The organism is Pseudomonas sp. CFII68, assembly GCF_000416195.1.
GTDB classification, from domain to species: domain Bacteria; phylum Pseudomonadota; class Gammaproteobacteria; order Pseudomonadales; family Pseudomonadaceae; genus Aquipseudomonas; species Aquipseudomonas kilonensis.
In genome coordinates this window covers 160,006-185,875 of sequence record NZ_ATLN01000017.1, presented here as the reverse complement: position 1 = coordinate 185,875, position 25,870 = coordinate 160,006, and the positions used below count along the sequence as shown (strand labels likewise).

11 protein-coding genes are annotated in these 25,870 nt (G+C 61.2%); 4 read left to right on the top strand and 7 right to left on the bottom strand.

Features of this window, described 5'->3' with window-relative positions:
- Positions 1–7: 7 nt before the first annotated feature.
- The 7 genes from CFII68_RS24740 to CFII68_RS24770 all read right to left on the bottom strand — a co-directional run bounded on the left by CFII68_RS24740 (position 8) and on the right by CFII68_RS24770 (position 19,335).
- Complete coding sequence (locus CFII68_RS24740) at positions 8–9,472, bottom strand: non-ribosomal peptide synthetase (protein ID WP_018600631.1); 9,465 nt, start codon at positions 9,470–9,472, stop codon at positions 8–10.
- A gap of 45 nt (positions 9,473–9,517) precedes the next feature.
- Positions 9,518–14,335 carry a non-ribosomal peptide synthetase gene (locus CFII68_RS24745; RefSeq protein ID WP_018600629.1) on the bottom strand — a complete coding sequence of 1,606 codons (4,818 nt, stop codon included), beginning with the start codon at positions 14,333–14,335 and terminating at the stop codon, positions 9,518–9,520.
- Positions 14,336–14,404: 69 nt separating this feature from the next.
- On the bottom strand, positions 14,405–15,379 hold the full coding sequence (locus tag CFII68_RS24750) for a TauD/TfdA family dioxygenase (RefSeq protein WP_033062342.1): 975 nt from the start codon (positions 15,377–15,379) through the stop codon (positions 14,405–14,407).
- Positions 15,380–15,513: 134 nt separating this feature from the next.
- Positions 15,514–16,422 carry an ABC transporter substrate-binding protein gene (locus CFII68_RS24755; RefSeq protein ID WP_018600625.1) on the bottom strand — a complete coding sequence of 303 codons (909 nt, stop codon included), beginning with the start codon at positions 16,420–16,422 and terminating at the stop codon, positions 15,514–15,516.
- Positions 16,423–16,505: 83 nt separating this feature from the next.
- Positions 16,506–17,555, bottom strand: coding sequence for an iron ABC transporter permease (locus CFII68_RS24760; protein ID WP_018600623.1), 1,050 nt, complete (start codon positions 17,553–17,555; stop codon positions 16,506–16,508).
- On the bottom strand, positions 17,552–18,517 hold the full coding sequence (locus tag CFII68_RS24765; protein WP_256211697.1) for an iron ABC transporter permease: 966 nt from the start codon (positions 18,515–18,517) through the stop codon (positions 17,552–17,554). The genes CFII68_RS24760 and CFII68_RS24765 overlap by 4 nt, the downstream gene beginning before the upstream one ends.
- Positions 18,518–18,531: 14 nt before the next feature.
- Positions 18,532–19,335, bottom strand: a complete 804-nt coding sequence (locus CFII68_RS24770; protein ID WP_018600619.1) for an ABC transporter ATP-binding protein — start codon at positions 19,333–19,335, stop codon at positions 18,532–18,534.
- A 285-nt stretch (positions 19,336–19,620) separates the two neighbouring features.
- Here CFII68_RS24770 and CFII68_RS24775 point away from each other — a divergent pair, with 285 nt between their 5' ends.
- From CFII68_RS24775 to CFII68_RS24790, 4 genes are all read left to right on the top strand, one after another.
- Positions 19,621–21,837, top strand: a complete 2,217-nt coding sequence (locus tag CFII68_RS24775; RefSeq protein WP_018600617.1) for a TonB-dependent siderophore receptor — start codon at positions 19,621–19,623, stop codon at positions 21,835–21,837.
- Positions 21,838–22,132: 295 nt separating this feature from the next.
- Positions 22,133–23,995, top strand: coding sequence for an ATP-binding protein (locus CFII68_RS24780; protein WP_018600615.1), 1,863 nt, complete (start codon positions 22,133–22,135; stop codon positions 23,993–23,995).
- A gap of 92 nt (positions 23,996–24,087) precedes the next feature.
- Entirely contained in the window at positions 24,088–25,320 is a 1,233-nt protein-coding gene (locus tag CFII68_RS24785; RefSeq protein WP_018600613.1) for a porin, read from the top strand.
- Between the two features lie 11 nt (positions 25,321–25,331).
- Positions 25,332–25,769, top strand: coding sequence for a hypothetical protein (locus CFII68_RS24790; protein ID WP_018600611.1), 438 nt, complete (start codon positions 25,332–25,334; stop codon positions 25,767–25,769).
- The last annotated feature ends 101 nt before the right edge of the window (positions 25,770–25,870 follow it).

Below are 25,870 nucleotides of genomic sequence, written 5' to 3'. Positions count from 1 at the left end.
CTCATCCTTACTCTTCCATCTCTGATAACAGGCGCTGCATTTCGTCCAGGGCTTCGTCGGTCGAAGGCCCTTGGGGTTTCTCGATCTGCTCGGCAAGACCGGCAATCGTCGGGTTATGGAACAGGCTGCGCAGCTCGATCCTGATGCCGAAACGGCTCTCAATCTGGGTCATCAGGCGCATCGCCAACAACGAATGTCCGCCCAGCTCGAAGAAACTGTTGAACACCCCGACTTGCGGCACCTCAAGCAGGCTCTGCCAGATGTCGGCCAGTTGCTGCTCCAGTTCGTTGCGCGGCGCCACACCCTGTACAGCGATGGGCTGCGGTGCCGGCAAGGCCTTGCGGTCGATCTTGCCGTTGGCATTGAGGGCAAAACGCTGCACCTCGATAAAACCGGCCGGGACCATGTAGCCCGGCAACAGGCCTTCGAGATGCCGCCGCAGGGCCACTTGATCAACGGGGCTGGTCGCCTGCAGCCAAGCGAACAGGCTTTGACTGCGCGGATCGATCATCACCACGGCCTCTTCAACGCCCGGGTAACGACGCACCAGCGATTCGATCTCACCGGGCTCGATGCGGAATCCGCGCACCTTGACCTGGAAGTCGCTGCGACCGACATACGCCAACCGACCGTCACCGCGCCGGCGTACCAGGTCGCCAGTGCGGTACATGCGGCTGCCAGGTTCGCTGGCATAGGGGTCAGGCAGATAAACCGCGGCCGTTGCGGCGGCGGCATGCTGATAGCCACGGGTAACCCCGGCGCCCGCGATATACAGCTCCCCGGTCGTGCCCAGCGGCACCGGACGCAGCATCTCATCGAGCACATAGCAGCGGGTGTTGAGCAGTGGCGAGCCAATATCCGCCACGCCAGACGGCACCTCCTGCAATGCCTGAGTGGTCGACCAGACGGTGGTTTCGGTCGGGCCATAGGCGTTGATCAGTACCACGCCCCGGCTACGCAGCTCGGTCACCAGTTCGCCCGGAACCGCTTCCCCCCCAATCAGCCCGCGCACTGGCGGCCAGTCGGCCTGTCCGGTTTCCAGCAGGATCTGCCAGCCGGCGGGTGTCGCCTGGAACACCGTGGCCCGACGCAGCAAGGCAAACAGTTGATGACCATCGACGACCTGCTCGCGACGGGCCAGCAAGATGGCTGCGCCGTTGACCAGCGGCAAGAACAGTTCCGGCTTGCACATATCGAACGCGTAAGTGGTACTGGCCAGCCAGACATCCGCAGCGCTGAGTGGCAACTGCCGATCGAGACCGGCCAACAGGTTGCTCAGGTTCTCGCGGGTGACCTGTACGCCTTTTGGTGTACCGGTCGAGCCCGAGGTGTAGATCACATAAGCGCGTTGCTGTGGGTTGACCGCCAGCACCAGGTTGTCGGTGCTGCATGCCTCCAGCGACAACTGATCGAGCCAGACATTGTCGACACCGCTCAAGGCATCGCCACACTGACTTTCGCTGAGCACCAGGGCCGGCCGCGCGTGCTCGATGATGAAGCGCAGGCGATCTGCCGGGTGTTGCGGATCCAGCGGCAAATACGCCGCACCAGCTTTGTGAATAGCCAGCAGGGTTGGCAGCAACCAGGGGCCACGACTCAAGCAAACGGCAATCAGCTCATCGGTGCCGACACCCTGTGCACGCAGCCAATGGGCCAGGCGATTACTGAGGGCATTGAGCTGGGCATAACTCAATTGCTGATCCTGGCAATCGACCGCCAATGCCTGGGGTGTCAATGTCACTTGACGCTCGAATCGGGCAATCAGGTCCGCTTCGCCGTGCAAGGCCTCGGCCGCCTGGTTCCATGGCCGCTGGGCCAGGGCATGATCGGCGTTGGCCAGGTCAATGTCCCATAGGCGCGCCTGTGAGTTTTTCAGCATGCCCTCGAGCAGATACAGATATTCGTCGGCATAACGTTGCGCCGTCCGGGCCAGGAACAGGTCGGTGTTGTACTCCAGCACACATTGCCAATCGTCACCGTACTGCTCGATGTGCAAGCCGATATCCACCAGGGCGCTGTCACTTTCCACATCCAGTCGCTGCGCCGGCAAGCCGGCGAAACGGTGCTCATCCTTTACGGCGACATCGCGCTGGATCAGGTTGAACAACGCCTGGAACAGCGGTGTGTGGCTGAGGTCGCGGCGCACCTGCAACGCCTCCACCAGTCGTTCGAAAGGGACATCCCCATGCTGCTGCGCAGCCAGGTGAGTGGCTTGCAGTTGCTGCCAGAACTGTTCGACCGACTGCTGGGCATCAATGTGACTGCGCAGCACCTGGGTGGTCGCGAAGTAGCCAATCAGGTTATCCGTATGGGCCTGGTGGCGATGGGCGACCGGCAGGCCAATCCAGATTTCACGCTGGCCCGAGTGCCTGGCCAGGAGCGTTTTCCAGGCGGCCAGCAATGGCGCGAACGCGGTCAGCCCATGCTGTTGCGCGGTCTCGCGCAGTTCCTTGACCAGCCTTGCCGGCAGGCTGAAGCGCAGGCGCTGGCCGTTGTAACCTTGCTGCGCGGGGCGTGGCATGTCGGTCGGCAGGTTCAGCACTGGCGGCTCCCCTGCCAGGGTTCGACGCCAGTATTCAAGCTGCGATTCGATACGCGCTTGCCCCGAAGGACTCTGCCAACTGGCCGCGATGTCAGAAAACTGCAGCGGTAGTGGCGGCAGGCAAGCGCTGCACCCCTCCAGCAAGGCCTGGTAGATCAGTTGCAGCTCATTGAAGAAAATTTCCAGCGAACGGGCATCGGCGATGATGTGGTGCAAGGTGACCTGCAGCACACTCAGGTGTTGGCCCTGATACACACGAACCCGCCACAGCGGGGGGGCCGAAAGGTCGAAGGGACGCTGTGCTTCTTGACTCAGTTTCTGCGCAAAAAAAGGCGAATGCGCGTCGATTTCCAGTGGTTCGAAGCTCACCGGCAGCGCCGTGAGCGCCTCGACCTGCTGACGTGCGCCCTCGGGCGTTTCGCTGAACACCGTCCGCAGGCTGTGCTGGCGGCTGATCAGTTGCGTCAGCGCCTGCTCCAGCAACGACGGTTGCAGTGCCCCCTCCAGACGCAAGGCCAGGGACAAATGGTAGGCCTGGGTATCGCCCTGCAAACGATCGAGGAACCACAGCCGCTGCTGGGTGAAATGCAGCGGTGCCAAGGGTTCTTCAAAATGACGCAGGACATCTTCGGCCTCGATGCTCGTCGCCGCCAGCTGCGCCGCCAGATCCCGCAGGACCGGCTGCTCGAACACCGTGCGCAAGGGAAGACGCCGGCCATGCTGTTCGGCCATTCGCGCCACCAGGCGCGCCGCCAGCAAGGAATGGCCGCCCAAGGCGAAGAAGTTATCGTCGGCACCCACATCGGTGCAGCCCAACAGCTCCTCCCAGAGCTTGGCCAACGCCTGCTCCCATTCGCCCGAAAGCCCGCCACTCTGGCGGTCACGCTGTACCGGTGCCGGCAATGCCTTGCGGTCAACCTTGCCGCTGGGGCTCAAAGGCAGGGTGTCCAGGTGAACGAACTGGCTCGGCAACATGTAGTCCGGCAATTGCGCGCCGAGCGTCTCACGCAGCATCGCTTCATCCAGCGCGTCGCCTGCGTAGTAAGCCACCAGACTCGCTGTTTCACCGCCGCCCAGCAGCACGACAGCCGCTTCGCGAACCCCGGGAATGCGCGCCAACAGCGCTTCGATTTCACCCAGTTCGATACGGAAACCACGCAGTTTGACTTGGAAATCCAGGCGCCCCAGGTAATCCAGGCCGCCACTGTTGTTGCGTCGAACCCGATCACCGGTGCGATACATGCGCGCGCCAGGCATGAAAGGATCCGGCAGGAACGCCGCCGCGGTCAGTCGCGCCGCCGCGAAGTAACCCCGACCAAGGTTCGCCCCGGCCAGATACAGTTCACCGGGCACACCTGCGGGCACTGGCTGCAGATCAGCATCCAGGACATACGCGGCGGTATTGGCCACCGGTTGTCCGATTGGCACCTCAACACCAGCCTCACCGCCGTTGCGCACTTCAAACGTGCTGTAGACCGTCGCTTCTGTCGGCCCGTAGCCGTTGATCACCCGGGCGCCCCTGCCCTCGATGGCCTCGGCCAGTGCACAGGGCAAGGCCTCTCCACCGGAAACGGCACGCACGCCTTGCCAACTGCGCGAGGTGTGCGCCACCAGCATCCGCCAGGTCGCCGGAGTGGCCTGCATGACCGTCGGTTGTCCTGTCATCAATAGCTGATCGATCGCTTGGGGATCACGCGCCTGCTCGCGATCAGCCAACAGGATGCTGGCGCCATGCGCCAGAGGCAGCAGCAATTCGACAATGGCAATATCAAATGTCGCGGTGGTCAATGCCAGCACCCGATCCCGGGCCGTCATTGGCAAGACCTGGTCCACGGCCAGCATCAGGTTCATCAGGTTGCCGCGGCTGATGGCCACGCCTTTGGGTTGGCCGGTGGAACCGGAGGTGTACAACACGTAAGCGAGCTGCTCCGCCACCAATACCGGAGCCTTGTAGCAGTCGGCAGCGCTCATCGCATCGATATCAAGCAATGGCACGCCACTGTTCCACTGCGCCAACACCGCCAGACTCGCGACCGTTCCCAGGCACAGCTTGGGTTGCGCCGCCTCAAGAATGTAACGGCCACGCTCCGGTGGCGTGTCCTCGGCCAACGGCACATAGGCAGCGCCGGCCTTGAGGATCGCCAACATCGCCATGGGCAGGCGGGCATCACGAGGCAGGCTCAAGGCCACTCGATCTTCGATGCCAACGCCATGGGCCTGCAAAGCCGCCGCCAGTCGTTCGGCGGCCTGATCCAGTTCGCCATAGCTCAGGCGCTCATTGCCGGCCAGTACGGCGACCGCGTCGGGTTGGCGGGCAACTTGATGAGCAAAGGCCTGGAGGATGTCCTGATGACCGGCCACGCCGTGCCCCTCGATTCGGGCAAGGCCACGTTCGGCAGGTTGCCATGCCAGCTCCCCCAAGGCCTGCCCTGGCTGCTCGAGCAACGCATCAAGCAATGCCAGATATTGCTCGGCCATCGCTTGCACGGTCTGTTCGCGGAACAGATCGCTGCTGTATTGAAGGCTCAGGCTGATGCCATGCTCGCTGTCACGCACGTCCAGGTGCAGGTCACACATGGCGCTGTCCGGACGATTGTCCAACGGCTCGGCGATCACATCGGTCAGCTCGAAACGCTCCAGGGCGTTGCCCGGAAAGTAGTTGAACATGGCCTGGAACAGGGGGTTGTAACTTACCTGGCGGACCACACCGAGCTGTTCGATCAGGTAATCGAAGGGCAAGTCCTGATGGGACTGAACCGACACCGACAACGCCTGCAACTCGGTCATCAGTTGCAGCAGACTGCGCTCGCCCGACAGTTTTTTGCGATACACCAGCGTGTTGACGAAGCAACCGACCAGGGGCTGCAGGACCCCATGGTGCCGATTGGCAACGGGAACCCCGACCAGGATGTCGTCCGCGCCGCTGCGGCTGCGCAACAGCAGCTGAAACGCGGTCAGCATCGGGATGAAATTGCTCCAGCCGTGACCAGCACTGAACGCGCGCAAGCGTGCCGTCAGGGCCTCGGGCAAGCGCCGCTCAACACGACCGCCCGCCTGGGTGGCCTGGGCAGGACGAGGAAAATCGGCCGCCAGCTCCAGCACCGGCAACTCGCCGGCCAACTGCTCGCGCCAATAGGCCAGTTCCTGCTCACAGGCCTTGCTGGTCATCCATTGGCGTTGCCAGAGCGCATAGTCGGCGTATTGCATCGACGAGGCTGACTGCTCCGTCACCAGGCCTTGCCGCAAGTTGCGGTACTGCTTGCACACACCGTCGATGATCAATTGCAGGGACCAGCCATCGGCAACGATGTGATGGCAGTTCAACGACAGGACAAATGCATCCGGCGCCAGGCGATAGAGTCTTGCACGCAGTAACGGAGCCGTTTCCAGGGAGAACGGCGTCATTGCATCCTGACGCAGCAAGTCGTGCAGCGCCTCTTCGCTCTGCACCTCGATCAAAGGCATCTCAAGCTCGGTGCGGGCCAGGATCACCTGGCTCGGCCCTTGAGCCTCGCCTATAAACCCGGTGCGCAGCACTTCGTGCTGATCGACCACAGCCTGCAGGGCCGCACGTAGCTCGGCGATATGCAACTCGCCGGTCAAGCGCACGGCACCGGCCAGGTTGTAGGCGGGACTTTGGGGATCCAGTTGCTGCAGAAACCACAGGCGCTGCTGGGCAAACGAAAGTGGCAGCTTTTCAGGGCGCGGCAACAGCGTTGGCGACGACTTGACCGTGCCGGCCCGGCTTTCCAGCCAATCGGCCATGGCGGCGATGGTCGGGCGCTCGAACACCACGCGCAGAGGCAAATCCTTGCCACTGAGCTTGCCGATCAGGCCAATCAGTTGAGTGGCCAGCAGCGAGTGACCGCCAAGCTCGAAGAAATTGTCCTCGACCCCGACCTGACCGAGCCCCAGCACGCTTTGCCAAGCCTCGACCAGTTGGCCTTGCAGCTCGCTGCTGGGCGCGACATAGCGGGCCTGACTTTGCGCGGCGAAATCCGGCGCGGGCAAGGACTTGCGGTCGATCTTGCCATTGCCATTGAGTGGAAAGCGCTCCAGAAACACAAAAGCGCCCGGGGTCATATACGGCGGCAGGTTACCCAGAACATGCTCGCGCAGGGCCTCGATGCTTGCCTGTGCATCCGCCACCACATAAGCCACCAGGACCTTGGAACGTTGCTGGTCATCACGAGCCACCACCACGGCTTCCCGTACACCGGGGTAACGGGTCAGGCAGGCTTCGATCTCGTCCAGTTCAATACGGTGCCCGCGGATCTTGACTTGGTGGTCGGTACGGCCGACGTATTCAAGATCACCATTGGGCAGGAAGCGCGCCAGGTCGCCAGTGCGATAGAGACGGGAACCGTCGTTGGCAATCGGGTCCGGCAGGAACACCGCCGCCGTGCGCGCCGGATCGGCCATATAGCCGCGCCCGACGCCCACCCCGGCAACGAAGATTTCCCCGACCGCTCCGGCCGGTATCGGCTGCAGGTCGGCATTGAGCAGGTACAAGCGATTGTTCAATGTGGCGCGACCGATCGGCACATTGGTGCGCTGCTCAGGCAAACGTTCGAGCAACGGATGAAAAGCCACGTCATCGGAGCATTCGGCCGGCCCATAGGCGTTCATCAACGGGATGGCGGGATAACGCTCGAACCAGCGACGCGCCAACGCCGGCGGCAACGCCTCGCCGGTGGCCAGCACCCAGCGCAGGGCCGAACGCTCGAGCCCCGCGTCGAGCAGGCTCTGCATCAACGACGGCACGGCCTCAAGGATACTGATGCCGTGCCGTTCAATGGCTGAAGCCAGCGCCTCAGGATCCTGCACGACGAAATCGCCGAGGATCACGGTGCGCGCCCCCAGCACCAGGCCGGCGAGGGTTTGCCAGACGGAAATGTCGAAGCACTGCGGCGCGGTCTGGGCAATCACGTCGGTCGCATCGAGCCCCAGCCCCGGCAGTTTGCCGAGGATGTTATTGAGCATGCCCGCATGCGCCACCATGGCCCCTTTGGGGGTGCCGGTGGAACCGGAAGTGAAGATGCAATAGGCCAACGAGCGGTCGTGAACGGGGATGTTCAACTCGTCATCGCTGTAGCGGTCCAACACCGCCGGATCGTAGAGCACCGATTGGGGACGCTGCTCGAGGTAGTCCAAAGCCTCCATCGCCAGCTCGCCCTGCCCTGCACTGTGAATCAGCAGTGGCGTGCGACTCTGGCGCAGGACCTGCGCCAGCCGCTGAGGCGGGTTGCGTGGGTCGAGCGGCAGCCAACCGGCGCCGGCCTTGAGGGTGGCGACAATCATCACCACCAGGTCCAGGCCTCGCTCGTCGAACACCGCGACCAAATCGTCGGACTTGACTCCCTGCGCCCGCAAGTGTCGGGCCAGACGGTTGGCGGCGCGGTTCAACTGGTCGAAGGTCAGGCTTTGCTCGCCGTGAACCATGGCAATGCGCTCGGGCGTCTGGCGAACCTGTTGCTCAAACCGCTCGATGTACAGCGGTTGCAGCAGTTGTTCATCGGCCGCCAGACCACCCCCGGCCCAAACCTGATGCTGGTGGGCAATCTCACGCTCATCGAGCATCGCCAAGTGGTGCAAAGGGGTCTCGGCGTTCGTGTGCAGGGCATCACCGATGTTCAGCAACAAGGTGCGGAAGTGGCGCAGCATCTGCTCGACTTCTTCGCGCAGGAACCAGTCGGTCTGGTAGGTCAGTTGCAAATGCAGGCGCTCACCCGGAACGATCACCACCGTGATGGGATAGTTCGTATGGGTGCGGTTGGCCATGTCGCTGATCAGGTAGTCCAGTTGCCCCTGGCGCAAGTCGGCGGCAATGGGTGCGTTTTCGAAGACGAACAGGCTCTGGAACAAATCCTGACGCTGTACTTCGCTCCAGCGCTGGATCTCGGCCAGGGACACACTCTCGTGTTCGCGCAGGCTCAGGTTCTCGGTCTGCAAGGCCTTCAGCCATGGGCCCAGCGCGTCATCCGGGCGCCAACGCCAGCGCAGCGGCAAACTGTTGATGAACAGACCGACGATGTTTTCCATGCCTTGCAGGTGCACCGGGCGACCGGCGACCGTGATACCGAACACCAGGTCGCGATCACCGCTGTAACGCGCCAGCAGCAAAGCCCAGGCCCCCTGCACCAGCGTATTGAGGGTGATGCCGTGTTGGGCCGCCGCGCTTTGCAAGGCCTGGGTCTGCTGGACATCCAGAAGTTCGACGCAGTCTTCAACGGGCTCGGCGGCGTCCTGAATACGGCCAACATGGCCGAAGCCAAATTCATTGGGCGTGTCGAAGCCGGCCAGGCGTTGTTGCCAGAACGCCTGGTGATCTTCCGGTTTCTGCGTTTCCAGCCAGCGAATGAAATCACGGTACGGACGCGGCGCCGGCAAATTCAGGCGGCGACCTTCCTGGGCGGCGCGGTAGCCGTTGAGGAAGTCCATCATGATGATCGAGAAGCACCAGGCATCCATCAGGATGTGGTGATAGCTGCGCACGAACTGGTAGGTGTCGGGTGCCAGCTTGTACAGCCTGACACGCATCAGAGGGGCCTTGGTAAAATCCAGTCCCTGGGCGCGTTCTTCGCTGAGCAATTGCTCCAGGCGATCCTGCTGCTCACCTTCGCTTAGATGCGACCAGTCCTCATAGGTGATCGGCAATTCGACCTGCTTGTGCACGACCTGCATCGGTCGCTTCTGCTGCTTCCAGACAAAGGAGGTGCGCAGCAACTCATGGCGCTCCACCACCTGCGCCCAGGCCTGACGAAAAGCGGCCAGATCGAGATTGGGCATGACCATGACATGACGGTATTGCAGCAGGTACATACCCTTGCCCGGGTGCAGCAGGCTATGAAACAGCAGCCCCTGCTGCATGGGAGCCAGCGGGTAAATCGCTTCGATATTGCGCGAAAGTGCTTTGACCTTGTCGTTCATGCTGACGGTATCCGAACCTGTAATGTAGGGGGGGCGCAATAGATGTCACTGCTCGAGTTGTTCGAGCAGCCCCAGGAATTCATCGTCGGACAAGCCGGAGTCGGCGAAGTCCGAAGCCGTGGCGCGACCGGCCGTGGGGGCCAGGCAGTGCTCCAGCAAGGCCGCAATGCGCTGCTGGAACTGCTGCGCCAACTCGCGGACCAACGCTGGCTCGTGGACCTGCGGGGCATAACGCCATTCGATATGCAGCCGACCTTCGTTCACCAGCGCGGTGACATCCAGCAAATGCGTGCGGCGGGTGCTGTCGGCGCGCATGCCTGGGCAGATCGGCCGAGCCAATCGCCAAAGGCTGGACGCATCGAGCCATTGGTCGACCCGCCCCAGGTAGTTGAAGGTCAGCAGCGAGGCCGCCCCCAGGCCATGGGCCGGGTCGAGGCGCAGCAGTCCGTAACCCATGCCTTGTTCAGGTACGCGGCGCAGGGCTTCCTTGGCGGCGATGATCGAGTGTTCGCAATCCCATGAGGTGTCGACGGCCAGCGGATAGCGGCTGGTATGCCAACCAATCGAGCGGGACAGATCGGGGCTCTGCTCCCAACCGCTGCGACCGTGGCTTTCCAATTCAAGGGTGACGCGCTCCCGCCCCTGCCACTGGCCGATGGTCCCGGCCAGCGCGGCCACCAACAGATCCTGGACCTGGGTGCCGTACGCCCCATGACAATCGCCCAGTAACAACTGCGTCTGCTCAACCGACAATTGCGTGTCCAGCGTCCGGCTCTCACCGTACAAGCTGACCTGTTCAGGTACGACGCCCTCGGCGGCCAGCTGCTCGTGCCAGAACTCCACCTGCGCCACTACATCAGGCTCACCGCGGTGGCGCTGCAAAGCTTCGCTCCACACATGGAAACCTGCCGTGACGGCGGGCAGAACCATGTTCGGTTGCAGGTACAGGCCTTCCAACTCTTGCAGCAGCACCTGCCACGACACCGCATCGACCAACAGGTGATGGGCCGTGCAAAGCAATTCCCGGCTGTGGGGGAAGTACACCCAGCGGATCAAAGGTGCCTGGGCCAGGTTCCAACCCTGCTGCGAGCGTTGCAGCAGGGCTTCGCTCAAGGGTTCTTCCACAACCTGGAACAGCGCTTTGACCTGTTCCTGGGAAAAACGCTGATAGCGTTGTTGCCAGCCCTGCGCCGATGCTTCAAAGGTCAGGCGCAAGCTGGCGTGGCGCTCAAGCAACGAGCCCAGGGCCTGGGTAAACCGCTCCTGATCCAGTGGCTCGTCCAAAGCCAGCAACAGCGACTGGTTCCAGTGTTCGGCCAGGTTTTGCTGCTGGGCAAAGAACCAATCCTGGATCGGCGTCAAGGCGAAAGCCGTGGTGAGCTCTGGCCCGTCGCTGACGGGCAGCGCAGTCATTGCACCAAGGTCCACCACCTGCTCGGCCCAGCCGCGCACGGTGGGATATTCGAAGATCTGCTTGGGCTTGAGCTGCAGGCCCTGTTGCTTGGCCCGGGCGATGATCTGCAAACTCAGAATCGAGTCGCCGCCGACCGAGAAGAAATTGTCGTCTACCCGCAGATCCGGGTTATTGAGAATTTCCCGGGCGATTTCGAGAAGGCGTTGTTCGAGGGTCCGCTGTGGTGTCTGCACCACCCGGGCCAAGGCTCGCACGCTTTGCTCGGCAAACAACTGCTTGGGTGTCATCAGAATCTGTTGCTGGCGTGCCAGGGCAATGATTTGCAGGCCAAGAATGGAGTCGCCACCCAAGGCAAAGAAGTTGTCATCAGGCCCCACCTCGGGGTTGCCGAGCATCGCCCGCCAGATGTCCAGCAACGCGGTTTCCACGGTACTCAAGGGCTGATCGCCCAACGGCTCTGCCCCCTGCAGCGGCGCCGTCGTTTGCTCAGCCAGGCGCAACAATGCCTGACGATCGACTTTGCCGTTGGGCAGCAAGGCGAAGCCGTCGAGACAGTGCCACTGAGTCGGTTGCATGTAGTCCGGCAATTGCCCTTGCAGCGCCGTCTGGATTTCGGCCAGTGCGGCCGACGGCGCGACCAGGAAGGCTACCAGTCGATTGCCCGACAACGGCGTGGGGCTGTTGAGCACCCTGACATCGCTGACATGAGGCATGGCGCGTAACTGTGCCGCGACTTCCGCCGGCTCCACCCGGTAGCCCCTGATCTTGACCTGCTCATCGAGGCGACCGAGAAACTCCACCTGCCCCTGGTAATTGAGTCGCACGCGGTCACCCGTGCGATAACCGTGCTCACCAAAGCGTGCGTGATCGGCATCGGTGGCACTGAGATACCCCTGGGCGACGGTCGCCCCTTGAACGTACAGTTCACCGCTGACGCCGATCGGCAACAGAGCGCCATCAGACGAGCGCACGCTGACCTGGACATTGGCCAGTGGCCGCCCCAACGGTGCGGCACCGCTGGCATCGACCTCATGGGTCAACACCCCGACGGTGGTTTCGCTGGGTCCATAGTGGTTGACGATGCGCAAATCCGCGCTCAAGGCACGCAAGCGTGTCACCAACTCGTGGCTCAGGGCCTCGCCGCCCACCACCAGGCATCGACGCGGCAACAGCCGCTGCGGGTCTTTGACGATCAACAAGGCGTTGAGGTGCGACGGCACGATTTTCAACAGGTCGACGGGCTGGTGTTCAAGCACGGCAGCCAGTTCCTCGGCGTCGAAGGCCAGTTCCTCGGCCAGCAGGCGCAGACAGCGGCCGCTCAACAGGGCGCCGAACAAGGCTGTATGCCCCAGGTCGGTCGCACAACTGGCCAGACTCGCCAGACTCGCATCGGCCGGCAGATTCAGGCGTTCAAGGCAGCCGGTGACGTAATGAATCAGGTTGCCCTGGCTGACCTTCACGCCCTTCGGCCGGCCACTGGAGCCCGAGGTGTACACCACGTAGGCCGCAAGATCGGCCGCCAGGGCCGCCCGCAAAGGTGCCTCACTGGACACGTGCGCAGACGGCAACGCCAACCACCGAACCTGCTCAGGCAACCACTCGGGTCGCGCGCCCTCACTGATCCACACCTTGGGCATTGCATCCTGACAGATAGCCTGCAAACGCGACGGCGGCCACTGCGGATCGAGGGCCAGGTAGGTCGCGCCACACTGCCAGGTTGCGAGCATGTGCATCACCAACTCACGACTGCGCGGCAGGCACAAGGCAATGCGTTCACCGGCCAGGCTCAAAGCCTCCTGCAAGCGTTCGCCGCGGGCGACCACAGCACGTCCCAGCTCGGCATAGCTGAGCGTACCCTGCTCATCCTGAAGAGCAATCGACTGGGGCTTGCGCTCACACTGCCCAGTGAACGCCTGCCAGGCGTTGCTGACGGCGACCGACGCATCCTCCCCGCCCAGGAATGACTGCTGCTCGGGCACCAACCACTCGAGCTCGGCAAACGGCCTTTTGGGCTGCTCGATCGCCGCGAGTGCCAAGGCGACGAACTGATCCCGATAGCGCTCAATCGTTTCATGGCGATACAACGCCTTGCTGTAACGCCAGCGGCAGAGGAACCCCTCCTCTTCGTCGATGATCACCATGTTCAGTTCATGGGCCGCGCCTCGCTGCTCCGACAGCAAGCGGTCGACGTACTGCTCGAAAGGCGCGATGCGTTCCTTGTTCAGCGTGAACATATGCTGGAACAGCGGCGCCCTGCCCACCTGGCGCGGTAGATCCAGCTGTTTGACCAGGCGCGAGAATGGGTAGTGGCGGTGCTGCAGCGCTTGCTTGACGGTGGCATCTACCTGCCTGGCCCAGTCGCCGCTGGACAGATCCCGACGCAGACGGCAGCGAATCGGCAGCGGATTGACCAGGTAGCCCGGCAGATTGACGTGCTCGCGTCGCAAGCGCCAACCGCTGGGCGTTCCCAGGACGAAATCGTCTTGGCCTGACAGTACGCCGAGAAATTGCTGGAACAGTGAGAACCACAGCACATACGGCGTCACTCCCACCTCTCGGGCTACGGTGCGAAACCGTGCCGTGGTGGCCGGATCGAAGCGGACCGACAACTCCCCACCTTTGAATGCCTGATTGCTGCCGTAGGGAAAATCCGTCGGCAACTCCAGCGTCGGAGCTTCGGCCAGTTGTGCCTGCCACCAGGCCAGTTCCACGGGCTCGGCCGCTTCACTGCGGATATGCAGATCACTGCAGTAGTTGCGATAGGCGTCGGGATTCACGGCGGGCAGCGGTTGATCGTTGATCAATGCGAACAGCTCATTGAGCACAATGTAGAACGTGGCCAGATCCGCCGCGATGTGATGAATCACCAATAGCACGGTGTGCTCGACATGGCCGTCGCGTGCGTTGCTCAAAAGGACGACCCGACTGACGTCACCCTCTTCCAGCTTGAAGGGAAGATCGGCCGATTCAGTGATACGTTGCTGCAACGTCTCTGCGCCCGCGTCTTGCATGGCCACACACTGCAACGGCTGGACCCGCTCGCGGTGGCTCCACTGCAACAACTCGCCGTTGCGCTCGGCATAGGCCGTGCACAACATCGGATAGCGCTGCTGGACCGTCACCCAGGCGTCCTGCAGGCGTTGAGGCAAGTCTTGGGTAACGAACTGCGGCTTGATCCGTCCGGCATAGGCAATGTTATAGGCGCAGCTGTCAGGCTCCAGACGCTGAAGGAACCAGAGCGCCTGCTCGTTATCCGTCAGGGGCCGGGCAGCAAAATAATCGGGGTGCAGTTGCAGCCACTGCAGAACTTCGGCGTCGCGTGCATGGTGCTCGGCATTGAGCTCATCATCCAGCGCACCCGGCGATCCGTGCGTAACGATCAATTGACCTTGGGCTATCGATAGGCGAATTCCACGCAGCCAGCAGCGATGCATCAGGCGATCGAGCATTTGATGTCCTTGAATGTACTTGTTCGAAATAGGCCGCCCAGTGCGACGGCTTTCTGAAAGTGGGGGCGATCAGCTTGCCGAGGCTGGCTCTGCCATGGCGACCACGACCTTGCGCGATCCCTGGAAGGTCGAACGACCGTGAGCCACCAGCATGTTGTCGAGCATCAACACATCACCCGCCTGCCAGGGGAAGCTCACCTGACAGCGTTGCAGGACCTCGCGGATGTGCTCCAGCGCCTCTAGCTCAATCGGCGAGCCGTCGCCATAAAACACGTTACGCGGCACGCCCTGCTCCCCGACGATGGAGATCAATGTCTCGCGCACCGACGCTGCCAGGTTGGAGATATGGAACAGATGAGCCTGGTTGAACCACACCCACTCCCCTGTCACCGGATGCTGGGCAACGGCCTGGCAGACCTGGCGAGTGGAAAGCTCGCCATCGTCCGTCCACTGGAACTCGATGTTGCTGGCGCGACAGAAACGCTCGACCTGGGAGCGGTCTTCGGTGCTGAAAGCCTGTTGCCAGGGCAAGTCCAGGCCATTGCCGTAATTGCGCACGTACATCAGGCGCTTCTCGGCAAAGCGCTGACGGATAGCAGGATCGAGTTGCTGGTAAACGAGGCGACTGTCGGCAATGGGTGTTTCACCGCCGACCTGCGAGGCCTGCATACAGTGAAACCAGATTTTCATCGGCCAATTCAGCGAATAGGACTGTTCATTGTGCAGCGGGATAACCTGATGGGCCGGGTACTCGGTGGAGGTGTATACCCGGTTGTTGAGCTTGGTGCGCGGGGTGGAAGCGTAGTCGTAGGTCAGCAGTTCATGGCCGAAGCTACGAGCAAATTCCTCGAAGTCCGCCTCTCCCTTGAACGCAAAACCGCGAAACAAAATGCCACCCGCACGCGGCAACTCAGTTTCTACGACCTGCTGGATCTGCGCCCGGCTGGCTTGCCAGGCATCCCCGGCAAGCGGGGCCTGGAGTATGAACGGCAGGGTCTGCTCGCTACCCGGTACAACATCCATGAATTGAACCTGTGCACGCATCAAACCGCTTTCCATTTAAGCCCCCCGCCATTGCGATCAGCGTATTTTTCGAGAGCATAAACTAATACAAACGAGTAACACCTGCAATAGAGAATCATTGTCATTAATGATGATTGTATCGCAGATGCTACGTTTTACTTGGCCTGCAGCACGCTCTCGCGCTCGGCGATATGCGACATCAGCAGATAGGCAGAACCCACCAGGCCCTGCATCGTATCGGCGTAGCGGCTGCGATTGAGGTACAGGAACTGACGATTCTTCACTGCAAACAGATTCTGCCACTGTGGGGACTGACGAAACGCCGCTGTGCTGGCTTCCGAGTCGAGCAGCTCTTCATACGTGTCAATAATGAAATCGCTGTCGAAGTCGCCGATGCGCTCCAGGCTGTAAGGCACGTTTTGGCGCGCCTCGCGGTAGGCGGCGACACGCCCCAGGCCAAAATCGCCGATGACGTCGTCCATGCCGCCGCGACCGATCAGTTGAAAGCCATCGCTGTAGACTTCCAGCGTCGTGACGGTAATGCGCGAAGGGTCTTTCACGCGCTTCTTGAACTCGCTGACGACCCATTGATATTCGTTGAGCATTTCCGCATAGCGCTGCGGCTTGCCGACCAGGTCGGCGAGTTGCTTGGCGTAAGTCTTGATGTCGCTTTCCCGAGCGGGCAGCAGCACGACCGGGGCGATTTTGCTGAGCTTGTCCTTGAGGTCGGCGTGATAGGACAAACCCACGATCAAGTCAGGCTTCAAGGCGGCAATGGCTTCCAGATCGGGCGCCTGGTGCGAGCCGATATACTGAATGCCCGTCACATCGAACCGCTCCTGCGTCCCGCGGAACAACACGTCCGAGAACAGCTTTTTGCGCCCCGTCGAACCACAGGGTTTGACCCCCAACTCCAGCAACTGGGCCGTCAGGCTGAAGTCATGCAACGACACAATGCAATGCGGTGCCACGGGAACCTCGACTCGGCCAAAACTGTTCTCGAACACTTTGGTTTCAGCGGCGCCAGCCTGTACAGCCACCAATGCCAACGGCACACATAGCATGCCAAGCACACCTCGGAAAAAACCTTTAACCCGGTCCCGCACGCGTTTACCTCCACACATTTCCAATGAGCGTCGCCGTGTTTTCAGCGACTGCGTTGACGCGCCAGCAAAACAATCAGATACGGCGCGCCGATGATTGCGACAACCAGCCCTGCGGGCAACTGCAGGGGCGGCAAAAGCCCCCGACCCAGCGTGTCACCGGCCAGCACCAACAACGCACCGACCAAGGCCGACAAGGGGATCAAGGCGCCATGACGGTCACCCGCCATCTGTCGCGCCAGATGAGGCGCCACCAGCCCGACAAACGTCATGGTGCCCACGTTCGCCACTGCAGCCGCCGTCAACATGACGCTGCACAGCAACAACGAAACCATGATCCACGTGACATTCAGCCCTCGACTGAGTGCGACTTTTTCACCCAACTGCAACAGATTCAACTGACGATGACAGAACAGCAACGGCAGCCCAGCCACCAATAGCCAGAGGCCGAGGCTATGAACCTGCGGCCAACTGGCACGGTGCAAACTGCCGCCAAGCCACATCAGGGCCGACTCCACCTGATCGATATTGCCGTAAGTGATGAGCAGGTCGGCCACCGCGCTGAGCATCGCGGTGAGACCGACACCGACGAGGATCAAGCGCAACGGCGAGATGCCCTGGCGCCAGGACAGCAGCGCAACGAAGAACGCCACCGCCAGCCCTCCGGCCAGTGCCGCCAATGGATAGAATTCCAGAGGCAAAAGCGCCGGCCAGAGCACGATAATCAACAACATGGTGACGCTGGCGCCTGACTCCACGCCCACCAGGCCCGGCGCCGCCAGCGGGTTACGCGTCAACGACTGCATCAACAGACCGGCAAGGGACATGGCGGCACCGGCCAGGACCGCCAGCAAGACACGCGGCAGCCGTAGTTCCCAGAGCAGGTTGCGCATTGTCGAATTGACTTGCTCAGGCGCCAGCAAGGCTTGCCAGACCTGGGCGACACTCAGTGAGTAGCTGCCGACGGTCAATGCGTACAGCGCCAATGCAACAACGGCAACTATCAGCAACAACACTGAAATCAAGTCGATCGGTCGCGCAATCCAAGGCAACAACGGATACGCCCGGGGCAAGGTCAATCCCGCTCGCATCATCTGACCTTCCTCAATACCAGCACGACAAAAATAGGGCCGCCGATAAGCGCCGTCACGATACCGGTATTGAGCTCGAACGGACGCACCACGGTTCTTGCCGCGATATCCGCCAGAATCAGCAGCAACGCTCCCAGCAACGGGGCGGCCAGCAACAGTCGACGATAATCATCGCCGAACAACAGTCGCGCCGCATGAGGCACCACCAGACCGACAAAGCCAATAGGCCCTGCCAAAGCCACTGCCCCCCCGGACAACAGCACCACCGATGCCAAGCCCAGCACGCGCATTTTCAACAGATTGACACCCATGCCGGCCGCAGCCTGCGGGCCAAGACGATGAGCATTCAATGCACGGACGTTCACCAGGCACAGGCACATGCCGAGCAAGACATAAGGCCAGACCCAAGCCTGCATCGAGCCCCCGGTCACTCCGATGGAGCCGGTAAGCCAGCGCCGCAGACTGTCGAGCCCCTGTTGATCGAGCAGCAGCAAAATCGAGGTAATGGCGCTGAACAGTGCCGCGATCATCGCTCCGGACAGTGTCAGCCGAATCGGATTGTGCCCCCGGCCCGCCAACAGCAGGACGCCGACGGAGGCCACCAATGCCCCCGCAAATGCAAACAATGGAATCATCGACATATTGTTGCCCGGCAGCACCAGCAAGCCGAACACGACGAATAACGCAGCACCGCTGTTGATGCCGAGAATGCCCGGATCGGCCAACGGGTTATCACCCACCGCCTGCATGATTGCACCGGCAAGCCCGAGGCTGGCCCCCACCAGCATCGCGACCAGCAGACGCGGTAAGCGGCTGCCACGGATGACGCTCTGGTCGGGATTGCCCGGCGCGTAGGCGACCAAGGCCTGCCAAGCTTCATGCCAAGGTATGTCCTTTGCGCCGACGGCCAGATGAAGCAGCGAGGTCAAGGCAATTGCCATCAACAAGCCCAACCAGACCGGCAACCGTAAGCCCTGACTCACATCGCCTCCCGCACAGCCAATGGCTGGCTTCGGCCCGTCTGCGGCACGCATAACGGATCACCGGAATAAGGGTCGGTGATGATGTGCGCATCCAGATCGAACACCGCTTTGAGATTGTCCCGAGTGAACACCTTGGCAGGTGCGCCCTGGGCGAGCACACGCCCTTCGCGCATCATCACCAGGTGATCGGCATAACGCGCGGCCTGGTTCAGGTCGTGAAGTACAGCCACGATGGTTTTGCCTTGCTCACGAAGATCCACCAGCAACTCAAGCAGCGTGATCTGATGCGCAATATCGAGAAATGTCGTTGGCTCATCCAGCAGGATCACCGGCGTGTCCTGGGCCAGGGTCATTGCAATCCAGCAGCGTTGCAGTTGCCCCCCCGACAAGGTGGCCAAGGAACGATCAAGCAAAGGATGGATGCCCGCCAGGTCAATGGCCCGGTCAATGGCCTGTTGATCCTGCTCGGACCATTGGCGCCACCAGGTCTGCCAGGGGAAACGTCCCTGCATCACCAGCTCGCGCACACTCATACCGGCTGGCGATGTCGTGCGCTGCGGCAATAACGCCAGGTGTTGTGCCAGCGTTCGACGCGAATACTGCCCCAGCCGCTTCCCCGACAACTGCACCTCGCCCGTACTCGGCCGCAACATATGCGCAAGCACATTTAACAACGTGGTCTTGCCGCACCCGTTCGCCCCGATCAACGCCGTGAAACAACCTTCAGGAATATCCAGGCTGACACCGTTGAGAATCTGCTGTTCGCCATAGCTCAGCCGCACATCGGTGGCTTTCAGCATGACCGTCCCTCCACGCCCAAAAGGCCTGATCGAATGTGTTCATCGAGCAATGCCCCATCGTTTTTTGTCCCGTACAACCAAAGGGAATCCGCTGGGGGCATAAGTGGGCGACAGAATATGTCGAAAATAAAATAATTGCCTACAAGACTGACAATACTAATGCAAACCTTTATCATTTACAGCTAACATATGGCCAGTAGACACCAACCCTGATGGTCTGCTGAACCAACCGAATCAGGGCATAAAGGCCCCCGAAGCCAAAATGTAAACTCAAGGACTCCGTCGATGCTCGGAAAAAAAACAACAGTTGGCACCGAAAAACGTTACGTCATGCGTCATCCAGCATTTCACCTGAGCACCCTTGCACTGGCTTTGGGGAGCATTTTTTCAGCGCAGGCGATCGCCGCGCAGGATGAAACATCCGATAAGGGTACAACGGTTCAACTCGGTGAAATCAACATCAATGCCGCCGCTCCGGAGAACCCGACAGGCCCGGTCAACGGCAAAGTCGCCTTGCGCAACACCAGCGCCACCAAAACCAACGCGGCCATCACTGAGACGCCACAGTCGCTGTCCGTGGTGACCGCCGATGAAATGCGCGATCGCAAATCAGACACCCTGGCCGACGCCCTGAGCTACACCCCGGGCTTCACCAGCCAACCAAGCAGCTTCAACCGGACCTCCGATCGGTTCCGCATTCGTGGTTTCGACGTAGAGTCCGCCACCGGCGGCTCGCTGCGCGACGGCCTGCGCCTGCAAAACAACTCCTACGACGGCGTCCAGGAACCCTTCGGCCTGGAGCGCGTGGAAGTGATCCGCGGCGCCGCCTCGGTACTCTACGGGCAACTGTCACCGGGTGGGTTCGTCAACGGCGTCAGCAAACGCCCGACCGAAACACCGCTGCATGAATTGGGCCTGCAATATGGCAATCATGATCGCAAGCAACTGACAGCCGACTTCAGCGGCCCGCTCGGCGACAGCGAGACCCTCAGCTATCGTCTGACCCTGCTTCAGCGCGACAGTGATACCCAGCAGGACTACATCAACGACAACAAGACCTACATCGCCCCGGCCCTGACCTGGCGTCCCAACGAAGACACGTCGCTGACATTGTTGTCCTTCTATCAAAAAAGTGACACACGCTTCTCCGCCCCCCTGCCCTACCAACTCGTCAAAGGTGTCGGCAACGGCCCCATCACCATCGGCCGCCACGATTTTATCGGCGAGCCTGACTACGACGATATGAATGGCGAAATGTCCGCCATCGGCTACGAGTTCGAACACCGTTTCGACGAGCACACCCGCATCAGCAACAAATTGCGTTACTACGAAGCGGATGTGAAATGGAAGTACCTGCAGGCCCAGACAAGTCCGCTGGCCATTAATACAGCGGCTACCACGGGTATCCTGAGCCGTCAGTACAGCGACCGGCACGAGCGCTCCAGGGCCCTGGCCAGCGACACCAACGTCGAGACACGCTGGAACATCGGTGGCGTGGAAAATACCTTCCTGGTGGGTGCTGACACCTACGACGCCTCGTACGACTCGCATAACTTCCGGGGCGCCGCACCCTCTATCACTCTCGGTGACTACAACTACGGGCAACCGGTAGTGGTGGATGATAGACAAAGTCGTGATCGTGGCTCACAGATCGATACCCTGCAGACAGGCATCTACCTGCAAGACCAGATCAAGTTCGACGACCATTGGTTACTGCTGCTCGGCGGCCGACACGACTGGGCCGACCAGGATCAGAAAGGGTTCGCCACGGGTCAGAAGATCGACCAGAAGAACGAAGCCACCACCTGGCGTGCCGGCCTTGTGTACCAGGCGGATAACGGTCTGGCGCCGTACATCAGCTACAGCGAATCGTTCTTCCCGGTTGCGGTGGCCGAGGCACCTGGCCAGAAATTCGATCCAACCGAAGGCAAGCAGTACGAAATCGGCATCCGCTACCAGCCCCCTGGCAGCAACACCCTGTTGAGCGCAGCGGTTTATGAGCTGACGCAAGAAAACGTAGTGAAGCGCGACCTGGCGGGCCTAAATCCCCAGCAGATTGGCGAACAGCGCTCCCGTGGCCTGGAACTGGAAGCCAAGACAGAGGTGACGCCTCAACTGAGTGTCATTGCGACCTACGCCTACACCGATGCACGCATTACCAAAAGCGTGGTCCAGAGCGAAGTAGGCCAGCGCAGCGAAGATACGCCGTACCACCAGGCCGCCCTATGGGCCGACTACAACTTCGCCCTGCTCGGCTTGCCGCAATTGAAGGTCGGTGGTGGTGCTCGCTACAAGGGAACGACCCAGGCCTCGGGTATCGACTCGCAAATGCCGGCCTATACCCTGTTCGATGCCATGGCCAGCTACCAGATCGACAAGAACTGGGACGTTGCCCTCAACGCAAACAACGTGACGAACAAGAAGTACACCTACTGTGAATTTGCCATCTGCCGCTACGGCGACGAGCGCGAGTTGGTAACCTCCGTTAATTTCAGGTGGTAAGGTTGGCTCGGTCGGCGCTGTCAGGGGTCGACCGAGCCATGTAACGCAGCAGAAATCCAAGCACCAAATAGAAGCTGGGTGACACTGGCTTCTACCTCCCTCAAGGGCGATCAAGCGCCTGTTCATACAGAAAACCGATCCGTATCACCGCGCACTGGCAGGTACGGTTTGTGGTCTATAGTTCCTAGCAAATCCGAAATATTTTCGCTCGTGCAACCTGGAGCAACATCCTCTCGAGCCATAAACCGCGTCGGATAACCACCCGCCTTCAATAGTGAAATGCAGGGAGCACACTATGCCGATCCAGCGGCCTGAAACACTGAGGTTGGCCCCTGGCCCTGCCCATCATGCAGAGATGGATGGCGATAGCGAGGCCGGCGTGTTTCGGTTCGGCTTCGACCAGGCCAAGGAGGCCTACATTCTGTTCCCGCTGCTGGCCGCCCTGCTGTTGCTGGTCATCTGGACCGCTACCTTGTACCTGATCAAGGTTGAACACCTTCGCGCGCAGCAAAGCGCCGCGACAGCGAGCCTGGAGATGGGCGCCACCTACGAAGCGCAAATGTTGCGCGCCATTCACGAAATCGATCAAACCCTCAAGCTGGTCAAATACACCTACGAGGCCGAGGGCGAGCCCAATCCCCTGCGTCGGCTCCAGGAGCGGGCCTTGTTGCCGCCGGCCTTGGTGTTTGACGTCAGTGTGGTCAACACGGACGGCAGGCTCGTGGCAAGCACACGGGTCAACGACCGGGAAAATATCGCGGACCCGGATGAGCAGCAAACGCTGCGGCACAGCGACTCACTGTCCATCAGCCACCCGTGGAAAAGCCCAGTCACCGGGGAATGGCGCTTGCGCTTCAGCCGGCGACTCGACGCGGCCGATGGCAGGCTTTCCGGGATCGCCAGGGTCGAGGTCGATGCCGCCTATTTCGTCAGCAGCTACGACGCCTCGAAACTCGGCGACCAGGGTGCGCTCGGGCTCCTTGGCACCGACGGCATCTTCCGTGTAAGGCGCACCGGGGAAACGGTACTGGCCGGCGATACGGTCGATTACAGCGCCGTGGTGCCAGACGCCGAAAACACCGAGGCCGTGCTCTCGGTCAACGGATGGGACGGGGTGCGGCGCTACACCAGTGCCCGTCAGCTCTACGACTTTCCGTTGGCGGTGATTGTCGGCTTGTCCGAGCAAGAGCAACTGGCCGCGGTGAACCAGCAAGCGCGTACCTATCTCTGGCGCGCCGCCGGCGGCAGCCTGGTGCTGGTGTTGCTGGTGGGCCTGCTAGCCCGGATGAGCTGGCAACTGGCGCAAAGCCGTCTGCGCGCCGCCGAAGCCCAGACGCAACTGGCCGCGGCCGCCCGCCAGGCCGGCATGGCCGAAATCGCCACCAACGTCCTACACAACGTGGGCAATGTACTCAACAGCGTGAATATCTCCGCCGACCTGGTCACCCGCAAGCTGCGCACCAGCAAGGCCTTGGGGCTCGGCAAGGCGGTGCAGATGATGAACGAACATGCCGAGGACCTCGGCGACTTCATCTCCCACGACGAAAAAGGCAAACTGCTGCCCGGCTACCTGAACCAACTGGTGGACGCGCTTGCGGTCGAGCAACAGAGCATGACCGAGGAACTCGGCCAGCTGAGTAAAAGCGTTGACCACATCAAGGAAATCGTTTCCGCCCAGCAATCGTATGCAGGCCCCTCCAGCCTTGCCGAAACCGTGCAGATAAAGGAACTGATCGAGGATGCCCTGCGCATGAACGCCGGCATCATCGCGGCGCATCGGATAACCGTGGTGCGAAACCTGGCCGAAACACCCTTGCTGCAACTGGACAAGCACCGGGTGCTGCTGATCCTTATCAACCTGATAAAAAACGCCAGCAGAGCCATGAATGACCGGCCGGAGTTCACCCCTCAAATCATCCTTCAGAGTGAGATCCCCCAAGAAGACACCCTGGTCATCAAGGTCATCGACAATGGCGAAGGCATCGCGCCCGAGAACCTGACGCGGATCTTTGCCCATGGCTTTACCACGCGCAAGGATGGCCATGGTTTTGGTCTGCACAGCTGCGTACTGGCGGCCATGGAGATGGGCGGCTCGCTGGAAGCCCATAGCGATGGCCCGGGAACGGGGGCGACCTTTACGCTCAAATTGGCGATCTAGGCTACGCTTCGGTGCGTGGTAGCGCGCAGTTTCAGCCACCGTTACAAGGAACAGACGAATGGCGATCCATGCAACGAGGTCACGTTGACCCTATGGTGACAAGACCCAATACCCTGGTCCTGGCAGTCGTGACGCTGTATGCCGGCGGCGCCAGCGCCGACGCCGCCGATATGTTCTCGTTAAGCAGTTTCGGCACGGTGGGGATCGTCCATTCCAGCGAAAAAAGAGCCGACTTCACCTCCAGTATCTTCAAACCCAACGGCGCCGGTCATTCACGCAACTGGAGCGCCGACGTCGACAGCCTGATCGGTGCCCAACTGACTGCCACGTTCACCCCGCAGCTGTCGGCCGTGGTACAGGTCATTTCAGAGCAGCGCTACGACAACAGCTACCGCCCCTTTGTCGAGTGGGCCAACATCAAGTACCAGTTCACGCCGGACTTGAACGCCCGCATTGGCCGTACCGTATTGCCGACTTTCCTGGTCTCCGACACTCGAAAAGTGGGCTACACCCTGCCCTGGGTGCGTGCGCCCATGGAGGTCTACAGCCTGATGCCGATTTCCAGCAGCGACGGCATCGATGGCAGCTACCGGTTTCGTGTCGATGAAATCACCAATACCGTGCAGGCGCACTACGGCCAGAACGACACCCGTCAGCCTGACGGCGCCGGCAAGGCACTGACGAGAAATTTCTGGGGGGTCACCAACACCACCGAGTTCGGCGTCCTGACCACGCGCATCTCCTTCATGAAAGCCGACCTGACCCTGGAGCCGTTCAATTCACTCTTCGATACGTTCAGGGAGTTCGGTGCCGAAGGCATCGCCATCGCTGATCGCTACGACTCCGATGACACGCCTGTCGAATTCTTCGGAGTGGGCGCCAGCTATGACCCGGGCGACTGGTTCGTCATGAGCGAATGGGGGCGTCTGGATAGCCGTTCCGGCCTGGGCAGGACCAGTGGCTGGTACATCAGCGGCGGGTACCGCGTTGCAGCGTTCACCCCCTATGTCACCTACGCTCGATCCAGGACCGAAACAGAAGTCTCCAGCCCGGGCTTGACGACATCGGCCTTGCCGCCCGCCCTGGCGGGGGTTGCCGAGCAGCTCAACGGTGCGCTCAACTCTGTCCTGGGCTCAAACGAAGGCCAGCAGACCCTTTCCTTGGGCGTGCGCTGGGACTTCACCAAGAACATGGACGCCAAACTGCAATACGATCACACACGTTTCAAGGGCAACTCGGTCGGTCCGTTGATCAACCCCCAACCGGACTTCACGTCGGGGGGCTCACTCAACGTCATCAGCCTAGCTGTCGATTTTGTATTCTGATGGAGCAGGCCATGGGGTTTGTGAGGCTCATCGGATTCGCCGTAGCGGGGCTCGCCCTGTGCGCAGCCAGCGCTGCCGTCAAGGCCGAGGTGGCCGTGGTCGTCGCCACGTCCAGCCCGGTGAAAGCGCTCGCGCCCAATCAGGTGGCGGATATTTTCCTCGGCAAGACCAGTCGTTTCCCCGACGGCGGACAGGCAATTCCCATTGACCTGACGGAAGATTCGCCGACCCGCGATGAGTTCTACACAACGTTCACCGGCAAGTCCGCCTCCCAGCTCAAGGCGCACTGGTCGAAAATCATCTTTACCGGCAGGGGCCAACCGCCGCAGGCTGTTTCGAACAGCGCGGAGGTCAAGAAGCGTGTTGCAGAGAACCCCGGCACCATTGGCTATATCGATGCTCGGGAGGTGGACGGCAGCGTCAGGGCACTACCGCTTGACCCGCAATAAGCACGTACTGCCGTTCACTTGAGAAAGCAGATGAATCTGTGGCGAGGGGATTTATCCCCGCTGGGCTGCGCAGCAGCCCTAAAATCTGAAATCCCAGTTTG

Excerpts from the sequence above, each read along its gene's own strand:
- CFII68_RS24745 (WP_018600629.1), bottom strand. The coding sequence starts at position 14,335 with ATGCTCGATCGCCTGATGCATCGCTGCTGGCTGCGTGGAATTCGCCTA.
- CFII68_RS24755 (WP_018600625.1), bottom strand. The coding sequence starts at position 16,422 with ATGCTATGTGTGCCGTTGGCATTGGTGGCTGTACAGGCTGGCGCCGCT.
- CFII68_RS24770 (WP_018600619.1), bottom strand. The coding sequence starts at position 19,335 with ATGCTGAAAGCCACCGATGTGCGGCTGAGCTATGGCGAACAGCAGATT.
- CFII68_RS24790 (WP_018600611.1), top strand. The coding sequence starts at position 25,332 with ATGGGGTTTGTGAGGCTCATCGGATTCGCCGTAGCGGGGCTCGCCCTG.
- CFII68_RS24740 (WP_018600631.1), bottom strand. The coding sequence starts at position 9,472 with ATGAACGACAAGGTCAAAGCACTTTCGCGCAATATCGAAGCGATTTAC.
- CFII68_RS24750 (WP_033062342.1), bottom strand. The coding sequence starts at position 15,379 with ATGCGTGCACAGGTTCAATTCATGGATGTTGTACCGGGTAGCGAGCAG.
- CFII68_RS24760 (WP_018600623.1), bottom strand. The coding sequence starts at position 17,555 with ATGATGCGAGCGGGATTGACCTTGCCCCGGGCGTATCCGTTGTTGCCT.
- CFII68_RS24785 (WP_018600613.1), top strand. The coding sequence starts at position 24,088 with ATGGTGACAAGACCCAATACCCTGGTCCTGGCAGTCGTGACGCTGTAT.
- CFII68_RS24780 (WP_018600615.1), top strand. The coding sequence starts at position 22,133 with ATGCCGATCCAGCGGCCTGAAACACTGAGGTTGGCCCCTGGCCCTGCC.
- CFII68_RS24775 (WP_018600617.1), top strand. The coding sequence starts at position 19,621 with ATGCTCGGAAAAAAAACAACAGTTGGCACCGAAAAACGTTACGTCATG.